The organism is Pseudonocardia sp. ICBG1142 (genome assembly GCF_020496255.1).
In the GTDB taxonomy this organism is placed as follows: domain Bacteria; phylum Actinomycetota; class Actinomycetes; order Mycobacteriales; family Pseudonocardiaceae; genus Pseudonocardia.
On sequence record NZ_JAHLJC010000031.1, the window covers coordinates 38,043 to 53,247 of the forward strand.

13 protein-coding genes and 1 pseudogene are annotated in these 15,205 nt (G+C 74.0%); 10 read left to right on the top strand and 4 right to left on the bottom strand.

The genetic code is table 11. The features are described from left to right. Positions 1–24: 24 nt before the first annotated feature. Both rnhA and KPL59_RS24685 read right to left on the bottom strand, forming a co-directional pair. Positions 25–516, bottom strand: a pseudogene (gene rnhA, locus KPL59_RS24680) (ribonuclease HI). Positions 517–539: 23 nt separating this feature from the next. Next, a complete protein-coding gene (locus KPL59_RS24685) occupies positions 540–1,760 on the bottom strand; it encodes a hypothetical protein (RefSeq protein ID WP_226362163.1) in 1,221 nt (406 codons plus the stop codon). Between the two features lie 188 nt (positions 1,761–1,948). On the opposite strand from KPL59_RS24685, the gene KPL59_RS24690 reads away from it, so the two are divergent. Both KPL59_RS24690 and KPL59_RS24695 read left to right on the top strand, forming a co-directional pair. Further along, positions 1,949–3,376, top strand: coding sequence for an MFS transporter (locus KPL59_RS24690; protein ID WP_226362164.1), 1,428 nt, complete (start codon positions 1,949–1,951; stop codon positions 3,374–3,376). Continuing rightward, the gene (locus KPL59_RS24695; protein ID WP_226362165.1) at positions 3,373–3,672 is read left to right on the top strand and encodes a hypothetical protein; all 300 of its coding nucleotides are present in this window, start codon (positions 3,373–3,375) and stop codon (positions 3,670–3,672) included. The genes KPL59_RS24690 and KPL59_RS24695 overlap by 4 nt, the downstream gene beginning before the upstream one ends. Here KPL59_RS24695 and KPL59_RS24700 read toward each other — a convergent pair. Next, a complete protein-coding gene (locus KPL59_RS24700; protein ID WP_226362166.1) occupies positions 3,647–4,090 on the bottom strand; it encodes a DUF2000 domain-containing protein in 444 nt (147 codons plus the stop codon). The two genes, KPL59_RS24695 and KPL59_RS24700, sit on opposite strands and share 26 nt — an antisense overlap. A gap of 50 nt (positions 4,091–4,140) precedes the next feature. On the opposite strand from KPL59_RS24700, the gene KPL59_RS24705 reads away from it, so the two are divergent. Continuing rightward, on the top strand, positions 4,141–4,977 hold the full coding sequence (locus KPL59_RS24705; protein ID WP_226362167.1) for an AraC family transcriptional regulator: 837 nt from the start codon (positions 4,141–4,143) through the stop codon (positions 4,975–4,977). A gap of 9 nt (positions 4,978–4,986) precedes the next feature. Here KPL59_RS24705 and KPL59_RS24710 read toward each other — a convergent pair whose 3' ends face one another. Continuing rightward, positions 4,987–5,661 carry an MBL fold metallo-hydrolase gene (locus KPL59_RS24710; RefSeq protein ID WP_226362168.1) on the bottom strand — a complete coding sequence of 225 codons (675 nt, stop codon included), beginning with the start codon at positions 5,659–5,661 and terminating at the stop codon, positions 4,987–4,989. A gap of 367 nt (positions 5,662–6,028) precedes the next feature. On the opposite strand from KPL59_RS24710, the gene uvrA reads away from it, so the two are divergent. The 7 genes from uvrA to pheT all read left to right on the top strand — a co-directional run bounded on the left by uvrA (position 6,029) and on the right by pheT (position 15,190). After that, a complete protein-coding gene (uvrA, locus tag KPL59_RS24715) occupies positions 6,029–9,046 on the top strand; it encodes an excinuclease ABC subunit UvrA (RefSeq protein WP_226362805.1) in 3,018 nt (1,005 codons plus the stop codon). 320 nt (positions 9,047–9,366) lie between these two features. Next, positions 9,367–9,903: a translation initiation factor IF-3 gene (infC, locus tag KPL59_RS24720; protein ID WP_020623394.1), complete on the top strand. Its 537-nt coding sequence runs from the start codon at positions 9,367–9,369 to the stop codon at positions 9,901–9,903. Between the two features lie 100 nt (positions 9,904–10,003). Beyond that, complete coding sequence (gene rpmI, locus KPL59_RS24725) at positions 10,004–10,198, top strand: 50S ribosomal protein L35 (protein WP_020623393.1); 195 nt, start codon at positions 10,004–10,006, stop codon at positions 10,196–10,198. Between the two features lie 77 nt (positions 10,199–10,275). After that, positions 10,276–10,659, top strand: a complete 384-nt coding sequence (gene rplT / locus KPL59_RS24730; protein WP_020623392.1) for a 50S ribosomal protein L20 — start codon at positions 10,276–10,278, stop codon at positions 10,657–10,659. 1 nt (position 10,660) lies between these two features. Then, positions 10,661–11,542: an RNA methyltransferase gene (locus tag KPL59_RS24735; protein WP_308187944.1), complete on the top strand. Its 882-nt coding sequence runs from the start codon at positions 10,661–10,663 to the stop codon at positions 11,540–11,542. 37 nt (positions 11,543–11,579) lie between these two features. Continuing rightward, positions 11,580–12,635 (top strand): phenylalanine--tRNA ligase subunit alpha, encoded by a 1,056-nt coding sequence (gene pheS, locus KPL59_RS24740; RefSeq protein ID WP_226362169.1) that lies wholly within the window; start codon positions 11,580–11,582, stop codon positions 12,633–12,635. A 38-nt stretch (positions 12,636–12,673) separates the two neighbouring features. Continuing rightward, on the top strand, positions 12,674–15,190 hold the full coding sequence (pheT, locus tag KPL59_RS24745; RefSeq protein WP_226362170.1) for a phenylalanine--tRNA ligase subunit beta: 2,517 nt from the start codon (positions 12,674–12,676) through the stop codon (positions 15,188–15,190). The last annotated feature ends 15 nt before the right edge of the window (positions 15,191–15,205 follow it).

Here is a 15,205-nt window from a genome sequence, read left to right on the forward strand (position 1 = left end):
GGAGCCGACGCTATCTCCCCGGCGTCACCGCGTGCGGGACGGCCGCTTCCCGGACACGCGCCCGCCCGCCTCCTCGCAGCCGCGGGCGGCGAGCCGGTCGGCACGCTCGTTCTCCGGGTGCCCCGCGTGGCCCTTCACTCAGAACCATGTGACGTCGTGGCGGCGGACGGCGGCGTCGAGCTCGCGCCACAGGTCGTCGTTCTTGACCGGCTCGCCGGCCGCGGTCCGCCAGCCGCGGGCCTGCCAGCGCGGCAGCCACTGGGTGATGCCGTTGCGCACGTAGGTGCTGTCGGTGTGCAGGTGGACGACGCTGCGCCGGGTCAGCGCGTCCAGCGCGCGGATCGGGGCCGTGAGCTCCATCCGGTTGTTCGTCGTGCGCTCCGGCTCGCCGCCGTACAGATCACGCTCGTGGCTGCCGTACCGCAGCACCGCGCCCCACCCGCCCGGCCCCGGGTTCGGGACACAGGCACCGTCGGTGAAGATCTCGACGACAACGGGCGGGTCGGCGGCGCTCACGGTCGGTGACGGTAGCGGGCGGGTCAGTAGAGCCGGTACGCCGCCCGGGCCGCGACGAAGCCGGCGCCGGTGCGGGCGTCGCGGCACTCGACGCCGGTCCGCGAGCTGACGCAGGTGACGTCGCCCTGGGTGAGGTGGGTGCCGTAGTCGAGCACCGCCGCGGCGGACGTGACGGGTGCCCCTCCGCACTCGGTGCGGGCGCCCGCCGGTCCGCCGGTGACCAGCGCGGCGTCCGGACAGTCACCCGCCGACCAGGTGCGGGCGGTGACATCGCAGCGGACGGCGCCGCCCCCGGCGCCGCCGGTGATCCGGCAGGAGATGTTGCCGGTCGGGGAGGTGAACGACATCGGCGACCCGAACGCGGCCGGGTCGGCCGCGGTGGTGCCCGCGACCAGCTCCGCCGGGGCCGCCACCGGGGCGGGAGCGACCCCGGCGCCCTGCGGCGCGCCGGGGTCGCCGGTGCGCCCGGAGCCGACGTAGGCGGCGACGACCACCGCCGCGGCCAGCACGAGCGTCGCGGCCACCGCGATCGCCGCGGTCCGGTGCCCGACGGCGTCGCGCAGCCCGCCGTCGGGCAGCCGGGCCGCGGACAGCCGGTCGCGCAGGGCGTCCCACCGTCCGGCCGGGGTCCCGGACGCGGCGTGGCCGGGCGGGTACACGACCGGCACGGGCGCGGCGGCGCGCGGGCCTGCCTGAACCGGGCCGCCCTGGACCGGGCCGCTCTGGACCGGGCCGCTCTGAACCGGGCCGCTCTGAACCGGGCTGCTCTGAACCGGGCTGCCCTGAACCGGGCTGCCCTGGACCGGCACCGCCGAGGGCGCGTTCGGGAACGGGGCGCGGCCGGGCCCCGGAACCGGACCTGCGGTCCACGGAGCCTGCGCGCCCACGGCCGGCCCGGTCCGCTGCTCCGGGACCCCGCCCACCGGCCGCTCCTCGGCCGGGACGGCGGGCCAGGGCAGCGGCGGGGTCCGCGGGCCCGGCCGGTTCCGGGCGTCGACCGGTCCGGTCAGCTCGGTGGGCTCCGGCGCGGGTTCCCGCTGCGTCCCGGCACGGTCCCCGGTCCAGCCCCCGGCGCGCGGGGCGGGGACGGGACCGGGTGCGACCGGCCCGGTCGTGGGTGCGGCGGTACCGGGGGCCGGGAGGCCGTCGGCGGGCGCGGCGCCGGTCAGCAGCGTCGTCGGATGCCCGTTGCGGCGGCCGTCCGGGCGCGCGGGGGTGCGGTCGTCGGCGTGGGGAGCGCTCATCGGTCCGGGACGCTAAGCGGGCCGACCGTCCCCGGACAGCGGCCGTTCGGGGCAGTCACGGCGGCCGGTCGCCTCGTCTCGGTGACCGTCCGTGCACGGCAACCGTGGGTCGTGCCGCTCCCGGCGATCCTGCCGGACGCCGCCCGTCCTGTACCGGTCACCGCACGACGGCGTTGCAATGTGCAATGGTGAGCAAGGCCAACGACGGTGAGGGGGAAGCGATGACGGAGGCCCGGCCCGGGACGGCCACGAGCGGACCCGCGGCGGTGCTGGAGTCGCTGCCGCTGTCGGGATGGCACCGACGGCTCGTCGTCCTGGTGGGGATCGGGTCGTTCTTCGACCTGTACGAGGTGTTCCTCGGTGGCGTGCTGGCCCCGATCCTGGCCCGCGAGTGGGCACTCGGCTCGGCCGGCAAGGCGGCGGTGGTGTCGTCGGGCTTCCTCGGGATGTTCGTCGGCGCGGTCCTGCTGTCGATCGCGGCCGACCGGTTCGGCAGGCGCACCGTGTTCCTGCTGAACCTGCTCACCTACTCGCTGTTCTCCGTGGCGGCGGCGTTCTCGCCGAACCTGGAGACCTTCCTCGTTCTGCGCTTCCTCGCGGGCCTCGGGCTGGGCGCCGAGCTGGTGCTCGTCGACACCTACTTGGCCGAGTTCCTGCCCCGGCGGGCACGCGGCCGCTGGACGGCGTGGGCGTACACCGTCGGCTTCCTCGGGGTGCCGGTGGCCGCGCTGCTCGGCGGCCGGCTCGTCGCGGCGCAGTCCATCGCGGGCGTCGACGGCTGGCGCTGGCTGCTCGTCGCCGGCGGGCTGGGCGCGTTCTTCGTACTGGTGCTGCGCCGCGTGCTGCCCGAGTCCCCGCGCTGGCTGGTCGCCCACGGACGGCGCGAGGAGGCCGCCGCCGTCGCGGCGGACGTGGCCCGGCGGGCCGGCGCCCCGGTCGAGGGGGAGGTGTCCACGGCCGACTCGGGGGAGCCGCGGGCCGGCTCGACCGTCGCGGTGCTGCGGATCGCGTTCAGCGGGGTCTACCGCACCCGCACGGTGATGCTCCTGATCTTCCAGGTGCTCCAGACGGTCGCCTACTACGGTTTCGGCACGCTCGCGCCGCTGGTCCTGGTGGCCAAGGGCTTCGACATCACCGAGTCCCTCGGCTACGCCGCGCTGAGCTTCGCCGGGTACCCGCTGGGCTCGCTCGCCTCGGTCCCGCTGGTCGAACGGTTCGAACGGAAGTGGCTGATCATCGCCTCGGCGCTGGCGATCGGAGTGCTCGGCATCGTGTTCGCGGCCGGAGCGACCCCGCTGGTGATCGTCGGCTCCGGGTTCGCGCTGACCGCGGTGAGCAACGTGTTCTCCAACGCCTTCCACATCTACCAGGCCGAGATCTTCCCGACGACGATCCGCTCCACCGCGGGCGGGATCGCCTACTCGCTGTCCCGCGCGACGTCGGCGTTCCTCCCGTTCGTCGCCGTCCCGCTGCTGGCCACGGCCGGGCCGGTCGCGGTGTTCGGTGGTGCCGCGGGGCTCATCGTGCTGCTCTGTCTCGACGTCGGCCTGCTCGGCCCACGCTCCACCGGGCTCGCGCTGGAGGAACTGGGCCGAGGGGGCATCCTGGCGGCGTGAGCCAGGCCCTGTACGAGATCACCGTCAACGCGCTGCTCGACCGTGACCGCCCGCTCACCCGCGCCGACTGGGACGCCGCCGTCGCCCGGGTGGGCGGGCACCGCGTGCCGCAGCTGCTCGCCGAGCTCACCGACGCCGGGCTGGTCGGCGCGGACCTGCTGCCCGAGGCCGTCGCCGCGGCGTGGGCGTCGGCCGACCGGCCGCTGGACCGGCTCCCGGCGGCGCGCTGGCGGGAGCTGTTCGACGACGCCGGGCTGGCCGCACCGGCCGTCACGGATGGGTCGTCGTCCCCTTGAGGATCTTGTCGACGGCGTTGCGCGGCCCGTGCAGCGCCAGCCCGACCAGGTCGAGCTCCTCGGCCCGGGCCGCCGCGACCACCGCACGGTTGTCGTGGTCGTTGCCGGTGCCGAACATCGCGGAGGTGAACACCGCCACCGGCAGTCCGCGGCCGACCGCCCGGGCCCGGCAGGTCGCGAGCGTCGTCGCGTCCCCGGCACGCACGAGCACCGGCAGACCGAGGGTCGGCAGGTAGGCGGTGCCGTCGGCGTCGGCGTAGGGCTCGCCGATCAGCTCGGGGACACCCGCGGCGACCCCGGCGGCGAGGAAGGCGGTCACGTTCGCGACCTGCCAGCCGCGCAGGTCGTCACGCAGCACGACGGCGATCTTGGTGGCGGGGCGATCGGAGGAGACGGGGAGCAGGGCGGTGTCGGTCACGCCGTCGATCCTCGGGCGGCAGGACCCCTGCACTCTTGTACGTTCCGCACATGTCCGGAACCGGTTCGCGGGCGGCGGGCGAGGCCGTCACCGCCTGGCGGCCGCAGCGCGTGCCGGGCATCACGGAGGTGCTGCACGCGCGCTTCGTCCGGCACCGGTACCCGCTGCACGCGCACTCCACGTGGACGGTCCTGATCGTCGACGACGGCGCCGTGCGCTACGACCTGGACCGGCGACCGCACGGGACCGAGGAGGCCCCGGTGACGCTGCTGCCGCCGCTGGTCGCGCACGACGGACGCGCGGCGGGCGGCTCCGGTTTCCGCAAGCGGGTCCTCTACCTCGACCCCGCCGCGCTCGACCCGGGGGCGTCCGGGACGGACGGGCTGGTCGGCCCCGCGGTCGACCGGCCGGGGGTGGCCGACCCCCTCCTGCGCCGCAGGCTCGACGAGCTGCACCGCGCGCTGGCGGTGCCGGGGGAGGAGCTGCACGCCGAGAGCCGCCTCGCACTCGTCGCCGAACGTCTCGCCCGGCACCTGGACCCGACCGCCGGGTCCGGCCCGGTACCGCCGACGGACCTGGCCGGCCGGCTGCGGGACCTGCTCGACTCCCGGCTCGTCGACGGTGTGACCCTCGCCGAGGCCGGGCGCCTGCTGCACGCCCACCCCGGCCACCTGGTCCGCACCTTCTCGCGCCGCTTCGGGCTCCCGCCGCACCGCTACCTCGACGCCCGCCGCGTCGAGCGGGCGCGGTCACTGCTGCTGGACGGGACGCCGCCGGCCGCGGCCGCCGCGGCGGTGGGGTTCCACGACCAGGCCCACCTGCACCGCCGGTTCGTGCGGCTGGTCGGCGTCACGCCGGGCCGCTACGCCCGCAGCGGCCCGGCGTGACGCCGAGGGTCACCAGCCCCGTGACCGCCACTCGGGGATGCTCGGCCGCTCCGCCCCCAGCGTCGAGTCGTCACCGTGGCCCGGGTAGAACCAGGTGTCGTCGTCGAGCCGGTCGAACACCCGCTCCTCGAGGTCACTGATCAGCTGCGCGTTGTCCTCCGCCGACCAGGTCTTGCCAGGACCGCCCGGGAACAGGCTGTCCCCGGTGAACAGGTGCGGCCGGTCCTCCCCGCGGTAGAGCAGCGCCACCGAGCCCGGCGTGTGCCCGCGCAGGTGGATGACCTCCAGCTCGATCTCACCGAAGGCGATCGTGTCGCCGTGCTCGACGAACTCGTCCATCGGGGCGGGGAGCTCCGGGGCGTCCAGCGGGTGGGCGATCAGCCGCGGCTCGAACATGCCCGCGATCGCGCCCAGCGCCTGCCAGTGGTCGGCATGGCGGTGGGTGGTGACCAGGTGGCGCAGGTCCGGGCGCTCGTCCGCGGCGCCGATGAGGTCGGCGATGCGGGTCGGCTCGGCCGCCGCGTCGATCAGCAGCGCCTCGTTGGTCTGCTTGCACACGAGCAGGTAGGCGTTGTTGTCCATCTCGCCGACCGAGATCTTGCTGATGCTCAGCCGCTCCAGGTCGCGGCGGATGGCCGCGCCGCCCGGCTCGGTGTGACCGGTGTAGTTCTCCAGGACGTCCACGAGCGGGAGGGTAGCGGCCCGTCCCGACATCCCGCGGTGGGGAGAACCCGCCGGTCGCACGCACGGGGCCGCTGACGGATCGAACAGGCGTGCGAGTACCGTGCGCGGTGGACCGACCGGCGCGTACCGAGGTGCATCCACCGCGCCGGACCACCGCCGGGCCCCGCTCACCGGGTTCCTGTCGGGGGTCGCACCTAGCATCGACGGCGGACGAGGGGACGAACCTCACCGGCCACGGGTGCCCGGTCCGGGAATGTCCGTCAGCCCGCGGGCGTCACAACCGGGTCCGACCCGGACGGCACCGCCACCCCAGGAGGCGCGCAACGTGAGCGACCACAGCACCGACCGCCGCGACGCCGGCACCGCCCTGTCCCCGGGCGCGTCGCCGGTCCCGGAGGGGCCGAAGCTGGTCGTGCGCGGTGCGCGCGAGCACAACCTGCAGGGCGTCGACATCGACCTGCCCCGCGACAGCATGATCGTCTTCACCGGGCTGTCCGGGTCCGGCAAGTCCAGTCTGGCGTTCGACACGATCTTCGCGGAGGGGCAGCGGCGCTACGTCGAGTCCCTCTCGGCGTACGCGCGCCAGTTCCTCGGGCAGATGGACAAGCCCGACGTGGACTTCATCGAGGGCCTGTCCCCGGCGGTCTCGATCGACCAGAAGTCGACCAACCGCAACCCGCGCTCGACGGTCGGCACGATCACCGAGATCCACGACTACCTGCGGCTGCTCTACGCGCGTGCCGGCATCCCGCACTGCCCGACCTGCGGCGAGCGGATCGAGAAGCAGACCCCGCAGCAGATCGTCGACCAGGTGCTGGAGATGGAGCAGGGCAGCCGCTTCCAGGTGCTCGCGCCGGTCGTGCGGACCCGCAAGGGCGAGTTCGTCGACCTGTTCGGGAACCTGCAGGCCCAGGGCTACTCCCGTGTCCTCGTCGACGGCACGGTCCACCCGTTGTCGGACCCGCCGAAGCTGAAGAAGCAGGAGAAGCACGACATCGCCGTCGTCGTCGACCGGCTCTCGGTGAAGGCGACGGCCAAGCAGCGGCTCACCGACTCGGTGGAGACCGCGCTGCGGCTGGCCGACGGCCTGGTCGTGCTGGACTTCGTGGACCTGCCCGACGACGACCCGCAGCGCGAGCGCCGCTTCTCCGAGAAGATGGCCTGCCCGAACGGGCACACCCTCGCCGTCGACGACCTCGAGCCCCGCACCTTCTCCTTCAACTCGCCCTACGGCGCCTGCCCGGCCTGCTCCGGCATCGGCATCAAGAAGGAGGTCGACCCGGAGCTGGTCGTGCCGGACCCGGACCTGTCCCTCGGCGACGGCGCCATCGCGCCCTGGTCGTCCGGACACAACGCGGAGTACTTCGGCCGGCTGCTGTCCGGCCTGGCCACCGCGGTCGGGTTCCGGATGGACACCCCCTGGCGCAAGCTCCCCGCCGCCGCGCAGAAGGCGGTCCTGCACGGCAGCGACGACCAGGTCCACGTGCGCTACCGCAACCGCTACGGCCGCGAGCGCTCGTACTACGCCAACTTCGAGGGCGTGATGCCGTTCCTCGAACGTCGCCTGGAGCAGACCGAGTCCGAGTCGCAGCGGGAGCGCTACGAGGGCTACATGCGCGACATCCCCTGCCCGGCCTGCAACGGCGCCCGGCTGCGTCCCGAGGTGCTGTCGGTGACCCTGCCGCACCGCGACCTGGGGGAGCGGTCGATCGCACAGGTGTCGAACATGTCGGTGGCCGAGTGCTCACAGTTCCTGAACGGCATGGTGCTCGACGACCGGCAGGCGATGATCGCCGGTGCGGTGCTCAAGGAGGTGCAGGCCCGGCTGGGCTTCCTGCTCGACGTCGGGCTGGACTACCTGTCGCTGGACCGTGCCGCAGGCACGCTGTCCGGTGGCGAGGCGCAGCGCATCCGGCTGGCCACCCAGATCGGCTCCGGCCTGGTCGGGGTCCTCTACGTGCTCGACGAGCCGTCGATCGGGCTGCACCAGCGCGACAACCGGCGGCTGATCGACACGTTGACTCGGCTCAAGGAGCTGGGGAACACGCTGATCGTCGTCGAGCACGACGAGGACACCATCCGCGCCTCGGACTGGGCGGTGGACATCGGCCCCGGCGCCGGCGAGCACGGCGGCCGCGTCGTGCACTCGGGCACCATCGCCGACCTGGAGTCGCACGACACCTCGCTGACCGGCGCCTACCTGTCCGGGCGCAAGTCGATCCCGCTGCCCGAGCGCCGGGTGCTCGACCACGACCGCAGGCTGACCATCGTCGGCGCGCGGGAGCACAACCTGCGCGGCATCGACGTCGACATCCCGCTCGGTGGCCTGGTGTCGATCACCGGGGTCTCCGGGTCCGGCAAGTCGACGCTGATCAACGACATCCTCGCCACGGTGCTGGCGAACCGGCTCAACGGCGCCCGCCAGGTCCCCGGCAGGCACACCCGGATCAACGGCGTCGACGAGCTCGACAAGCTCGTCCGGGTCGACCAGTCGCCGATCGGGCGGACCCCGCGGTCCAACCCGGCGACCTACACCGGCGTGTGGGACAAGGTCCGCAAGCTGTTCGCCGCGACCACCGAGGCGAAGGTCCGCGGCTACGCCGAGGGTCGCTTCTCCTTCAACGTCAAGGGTGGCCGCTGCGAGGCGTGCACCGGCGACGGCACGATCAAGATCGAGATGAACTTCCTGCCGGACGTCTACGTGCCGTGCGAGGTCTGCAAGGGCGCCCGGTACAACCGGGAGACCCTGGAGGTCCACTACAAGGGCAAGACCGTCGCCGACGTGCTCGACATGCCGATCGAGGAGGCCGCCGAATTCTTCGAGCCGATCACCTCGATCGCCCGCTACCTGCGGACCCTGGTCGACGTGGGCCTCGGCTACGTCCGGCTCGGGCAGCCTGCGCCGACGCTGTCCGGCGGTGAGGCCCAGCGGGTCAAGCTGGCCAGCGAGCTGCAGAAGCGCAGCAACGGCCGCACCGTCTACATCCTCGACGAGCCGACCACCGGCCTGCACTTCGAGGACATCCGCAAGCTCCTCGCCGTCATCCAGGGGCTGGCGGACAAGGGCAACACGGTGATCGTGATCGAGCACAACCTCGACGTCATCAAGACCTCGGACTGGGTCATCGACATGGGCCCGGAGGGCGGCTCGGGCGGTGGCACCGTGGTGGCGCAGGGGACACCGGAGCAGATCGCGGCGCACCCCGACAGCCACACCGGCCGGTTCCTGCGTGACCTGGTCACCCCGGACCACACCCCGGTCACACCGGCCCGGCGGCGGGCCGCGTCGTCGAAGGGCAGTGGAAGCGGCACGGGGACCGCGGCCGCGGGCCGGTCGACGACCACCGCACGGCGCAGTCGGGCCAAGGCGGCCAGCGCGGGCTGAGCCCCGCCTCGGGTCGGGTCCGCGCAGGTCCCGGCCCGACCCCGCGTTCCCGGCGCACCGGCGGCCTGTTACCCTCGGGAATGCGACCACCCGGGATCGCGTTGTCACGTGTGTTCCGGGCGTCAAGTGGAGCCCCGCTCCCACCCGCGCCGTGATCGTGACGGTGTCCGGGTCCATGGTTCGGCTTCGCGGCAGAATTCTGCCACGGGCCGATCAACGGGTCTTCGCTTGTCGTCGCCGGCGCAGCAGGTAGTAGCGACACAGCGAGTCACTCAGGAGACCCCATCAGCACAGAGCCCCGCATCAACGACCGCATCCGCGTGCCCGAGGTCCGCCTCGTGGGCCCGAACGGCGAGCAGGTCGGGATCGTGCGCATCGAGGACGCCCTCAAGCTGGCCCAGGACGCCGACCTCGACCTCGTCGAGGTCGCCGGCCAGGCCCGCCCGCCGGTCTGCAAGCTCATGGACTACGGAAAGTTCAAGTACGAGAGCGCGCAGAAGGCCCGGGAGTCCCGGCGCAACCAGCAGCTCACCGTGATCAAGGAGCAGAAGCTCCGGCCGAAGATCGACAAGCACGACTACGAGACGAAGCGCGGTCACGTCATCCGCTTCCTCGAAGGCGGCAACAAGGTCAAGGTCACGATCATGTTCCGTGGTCGCGAGCAGTCGCGTCCCGAGCTGGGCTACCGCCTGCTCCAGCGCCTGGCCGAGGACATCGGTGACATGGCCGTCGTCGAGGCCGCTCCGAAACAGGACGGCCGCAACATGACGATGGTGCTGGCACCGACGAAGAAGCCGGTCTCGCGCAAGACGACGGCCGCAGCCAGCTCCGACGCCCCGGCAGACGCCGAGGCGTGAGGTCCCACTCCCGTGTCCGGCCGCCGCCGGGCACGGGAGGGACACGCAGTACCCGCACCGACCCCCGGAACCTCGGGGGCCGACATCGAACGGATACGTCATGCCGAAGAACAAGACGCACAAGGGGACCGCGAAGCGCGTCCGCATCACCGGTGGCGGCAAGCTCATGCGCCAGCAGGCCGGGCTGCGGCACCGTCTCGAGGTCAAGTCGCGCAAGGAGAAGCGTGACCTGTCGGGCACCGTCGAGCTCGCCAAGGCCGATGTGAAGCGCGTCAAGAAGCTGCTCGGTCACTGACCTTCCGCCCCTTTCACGAACCCCGGCACGCCGCACCCCCACCGCGGTAGTGCCGGAGAAGCCCCAGGAGATACCCCATGGCACGCGTGAAGCGCTCCGTGAACGCCCAGAAGAAGCGCCGCACCACGCTCGAGTCGGCCGCCGGCTACCGCGGGCAGCGCTCGCGGCTGTACCGCAAGGCCAAGGAGCAGATGCTCCACTCGATGAACTACGCCTACCGGGACCGTCGCGCGCGCAAGGGCGACTTCCGGCAGCTGTGGATCACCCGCATCAACGCCGCGGCCCGCGCGAACGACATGACCTACAACCGGTTCATCCAGGGCCTCAAGGCCGCCGGTGTCGAGGTCGACCGCAAGAACCTCGCCGAGATCGCCGTGAGCGACCCGGCCGCCTTCGCCGCGCTCGTCGCGGTGGCGAAGGAGAACCTGCCGGTCGGCACCGAGCAGGGCTCCGCGGCCTGAGGTGACCCGGGGCGACATCGAGTCGCGCAGCGCCGGTGAGCGCTCCGCGGACTCCACGCCCGGCACCGAACGCACCCCCCGCGTCGCAGCGGCACGCAAGCTGCTGCGACGCGCGGGGCGCGATCGGGCCGGGCGTTTCCTCGTCGAGGGGGCCCAGGCCGTCCGTGAGGCCCTCGACGCCGTCACGGTGTACGAGCTGTTCGTCACCGCCGTCGCCGCCGCGCGCCACCCCGAGCTGGTCGAGGCCGCGGAGTGCTCCGGCGCCCGGGTGTCCCCGGTGACCGAGAAGGCCGCCGCGGCACTCTCGGAGACGGTCACCCCGCAGGGGCTCGTCGCCGTCTGCGACCTGCTCGATGTGCCGGTGTCCGCCGCGCTGGCCGGGGTCCCCGGCTTCGTCACCGTCTGCGACGGCATCTCCGACCCCGGCAACGTCGGCACCGTGATCCGGGTCGCCGACGCAGCCGGCTGCGACGCGGTCCTCCTCGCCGGGGACACCGTCGACCCGCACAACGGGAAGGCCGTCCGGGCCTCCACCGGCAGCGTGTTCCACCTGCCGCTGGCCCGCGACCGGGACGCCCCCGCCGTCGTCGAGATGTGCCGGGCGGCCGGGCTGACCACACTCGTCGCCGACGGGCACGGCGAGGTCGACCTGCACGACCCCGCCGTCACCCCGACCCTCGCCGGGCCGGTCGCCTGGATCCTCGGCAGTGAGGCGCACGGCCCGTCGGCCGAGGTGTACGACGCCGCCGACCACCGGGTCCGCGTCCCGATCCACGGCCGGGCCGAGTCGCTGAACCTCGCCACCGCCGCGGCGATCTGCCTGTACGCGACGGTCGCGGCCCGTGCTGGCGTCGCCCCGCAGCTGCCCCCGTCGCGCGGCTGAAACCCGCTCGCGGCCGCCCTCTACGATCGTGGGCACCATGAGTGAGAACGACACGGCGAGCCCTCTCGACCCGGATGTACTGAAGGCCGCGGTGGAGGCCGCCCGCACGGCGTTCGACGAGGCGGGCGACCTCGACGCGCTGGCCGCGGTGAAGCCCGCGCACCTCGGCGACCGCGCCCCGATCCCGATGGCGCGCCGGTCGCTGGGACAGCTGCCCGGTCCCGAGCGCGCCGACGCCGGCAAGCGGGTCAACGCCGCCCGCGTGGAGGCCCAGGCCGCGTTCGACGCGCGCCGCGAGGTCCTGCTCGCCGAGCGCGACGCCCGGGTGCTGGCCGAGGAGACCGTCGACGTCACCCTGCCCTGGGACCGCCGCCCGCGCGGCGCGCGCCACCCCATCACCCAGCTGTCCGAGCGGATCGCCGACATTTTCGTCGGGATGGGCTGGGAGGTCGCCGAGGGCCCCGAGGTCGAGGCGTCCTGGCTGAACTTCGACGCGCTCAACTTCGGCAAGGACCACCCGGCCCGCACCATGCAGGACACCTTCTACCTGGGTGACCCCGAGCGCGGGCAGGACTCGGGCACGGTGCTGCGCACGCACACCTCGCCGGTCCAGGTCCGGTCGCTGCTGGAGCGCGAGTTGCCGGTCTACGTCGTCTGCCCGGGCCGGACCTTCCGCACCGACGAGCTCGACGCCACCCACACCCCGGTGTTCCACCAGGTCGAGGGCCTCGCCGTCGACCGCGGGCTGACCATGGCCCATCTCAAGGGGACGCTCGACGCGTTCGCCCGCGCGGTCTTCGGCCCCGAGGCCGGGACCCGCATGCGACCGTCGTACTTCCCGTTCACCGAGCCCTCGGCCGAGGTGGACCTGTGGTTCCCGCAGAAGAAGGGCGGCCCCGGCTGGGTCGAGTGGGGCGGCTGCGGCATGGTCAACCCGAACGTCCTGCGCGCCTGCGGCGTCGACACCGAGGTGTACTCCGGGTTCGCCTTCGGCATGGGCATCGAGCGGACCCTCATGTTCCGCAACGGCATCCCGGACATGCGGGACATGGTCGAGGGCGACGTCCGCTTCTCGACCGCGTTCGGCGTCTGACCCGGCCCACCCCGCTTCCACACGAGGAGTTCTGAGCAGTGCGAGTGTCCGCGTCCTGGCTCGCCCGGCACATCGACCCGGCGGCGCTGCCCGCCGGGCCCGAGGCGATCGGCGACGCCTTCGTCCGCGTCGGGCTGGAGGTCGAGGACATCCACCCGGCTCCCGCGATCACCGGGCCGGTGACCGTCGCCCGCGTGCAGGAGATCGAGGAGCTCACCGGGTTCAAGAAGCCGATCCGGTACTGCCGGGTGGGCTTCGAAGGAGCACGTCACCGCTACGTGGTGTGCGGTGCCCGGAACTTCGCCGTCGGCGACCTCGTCGTCGTCACCGAGCCGGGTGCCGTGCTCCCCGGCGACTTCGCGATCGCGCAACGCACGACCTACGGCAAGGTCTCCGACGGCATGATCGCCTCGGCGAAGGAGCTCGGCCTCGGCGCCGACACCGGCGGCATCCTCGTGCTCCCGCCCGGCACCGCCGAGCCCGGCGACGACGCGCTGGAGGTCCTCGGGCTCACCGAGCCCGTCGTCGAGCTCGCCGTCACCCCGGACCGGGGCTACTGCTTCGCCGTCCGCGGCCTCGCCCGCGAGCTCGCGACCTCGCTCGACGCCGACTACACCGACCCGGTCACCCGGGTCGCCGTCCCGGACACCACCGGCGACGCCTGGCCGGTCCGGCTCGCCGACACCGACGCCTGCCCGCGGTTCGTCGCGCGGCGGGTCGACGGCGTCGACCCGGCCGCGCCCAGTCCGTGGTGGATGCAGCGCGCGCTGCTCTCGGCCGGGATGCGCCCGATCTCGCTGGTCGTCGACGTCACCAACTACGTGATGCTCGACCTCGGTCAGCCGCTGCACGCCTACGACGCGTCCCGGCTGAGCGGCGCCATCGAGGTCCGCCGCGCGACGACGGGGGAGAAGCTGCAGACCCTCGACGGCCAGACCCGCGCCCTGGACCCCGACGACCTGCTCATCACCGACGACTCCGGCCCGATCGGGCTCGCCGGCGTGATGGGCGGGGCGTCCACCGAGATCCCCGCGCCGGAGGACCTCGCCGACGGCGCCCGGGTCGACGTCCTGCTGGAGGCCGCGCACTTCTCGCCGCCGGTGATCGCGCGCGCCGCACGCCGGCACAAGCTGCCCAGCGAGGCGTCCAAGCGGTTCGAGCGGGTCGTGGACCCGGCGCTCCCGCCGGTCGCGGCCGAGCGTGCCGCGCAGCTGCTCGTCGAGCTCGGCGGCGGCACCCTCGCCGACGGGCGCACCGACGAAGGCGGGGTCCCCGCCGTCGCGAGCGTGCGGATGCCGCTGTCGATGCCCGACCGCGTCGCCGGGGTCGAGTACCCGCGCGGGGCCACCGTGCGGCGCCTGACCCAGGTCGGCTGCGCGATCTCCCTGGACACCGGCGCCGGCGGGGAGGGTGTCGTCGTCGCGACCCCGCCGACCTGGCGCCCGGACCTCACCATGGCCGCCGACCTGGTGGAGGAGGTGCTGCGGCTGGAGGGCTACGACGCCATCCCGTCGGTGCTGCCCGCCGCCCCGGCCGGGCATGGCCTGACCGCCGCCCAGCAGCGCCGTCGCGCGGTGTCCCGGGCCCTCGCCGAGGCGGGCCACGTCGAGGTGCTGCCGTTCCCGTTCGTCTCCGACGCCGTCTGGGACGACCTGGGCCTGGCCGCCGACGACGAGCGCCGCCGCACCGTCGCCGTCACCAACCCGCTCGACGCCGAGCGGTCCCGGCTCGCGACGACCCTGCTCCCCGGCCTGCTCGACATGCTGGTGCGCAACCGTTTCCGCGGCGCCGAGGACCTCGCGCTGTACGCGATCGCCCAGGTCGTGCAGCCGGGGGAGACCACCCCCGCGATGCCCGACCCGGCCGTCACCGGCCGTCCCTCCGACGACGAGTACGCCGCCCTGCGCGCCGCGCTGCCCGACCAGCCCGTCCACGTCGGGATCGTCCTCGCCGGGAACCGTGAGCCGCGTGGCTGGTGGGGCCCGGGCCGTCCGGCGTCCTGGTCCGACGCCGTCGAGGCGGCCCGGCTGACCGGTTCCGCCGCCGGGGTGGAGCTGCGGCCACGCCGCGCCGAGCGCGCACCGTGGCACCCCGGCCGGTGCGCCGAGCTCGTCCTGGTCGACGCGGCCGGGACCGACACCGTCGTCGGGTACGCCGGTGAGCTGCACCCCAAGGTCGTCGAGGCGCTGGGGCTGCCGGCCCGCACCGCCGCGGCCGAGATCGACCTCGACGCGATTCCGCTGCGGGAGAACCTGCCGGTGCCGCGGGTGTCGGCGTTCCCGCCGGTCGCGGTGGACGTCGCGCTGGTCGCCGACGAGTCGGTCCCGGCGGCGGACCTCGCCGACGCGCTCACCGCGGGCGCGGGGGAGCTGCTGGAGTCGGTGCGGCTGTTCGACGTCTACACCGGTGACCAGGTCGGACAGGGGCGCCGTTCGCTGGCGTTCTCGCTGCGCCTGCGCGCCTCGGACCGCACGCTGACCAGCGAGGAGGCGAACGCCGCCCGCGACGCGGCGGTCGCCGAGGCCACGGCCCGGCACGGGGCCGCGCTGCGCTGAGCCCGGGCCCGCAGC

Bases quoted from the DNA above. Each gene is read 5' to 3' on its own strand.
- KPL59_RS24685 (WP_226362163.1), bottom strand. From the start codon at position 1,760: ATGAGCGCTCCCCACGCCGACGACCGCACCCCCGCGCGCCCGGACGGC.
- pheS (WP_226362169.1), top strand. From the start codon at position 11,580: ATGAGTGAGAACGACACGGCGAGCCCTCTCGACCCGGATGTACTGAAG.
- KPL59_RS24705 (WP_226362167.1), top strand. From the start codon at position 4,141: ATGTCCGGAACCGGTTCGCGGGCGGCGGGCGAGGCCGTCACCGCCTGG.
- rplT (WP_020623392.1), top strand. From the start codon at position 10,276: ATGGCACGCGTGAAGCGCTCCGTGAACGCCCAGAAGAAGCGCCGCACC.
- rpmI (WP_020623393.1), top strand. From the start codon at position 10,004: ATGCCGAAGAACAAGACGCACAAGGGGACCGCGAAGCGCGTCCGCATC.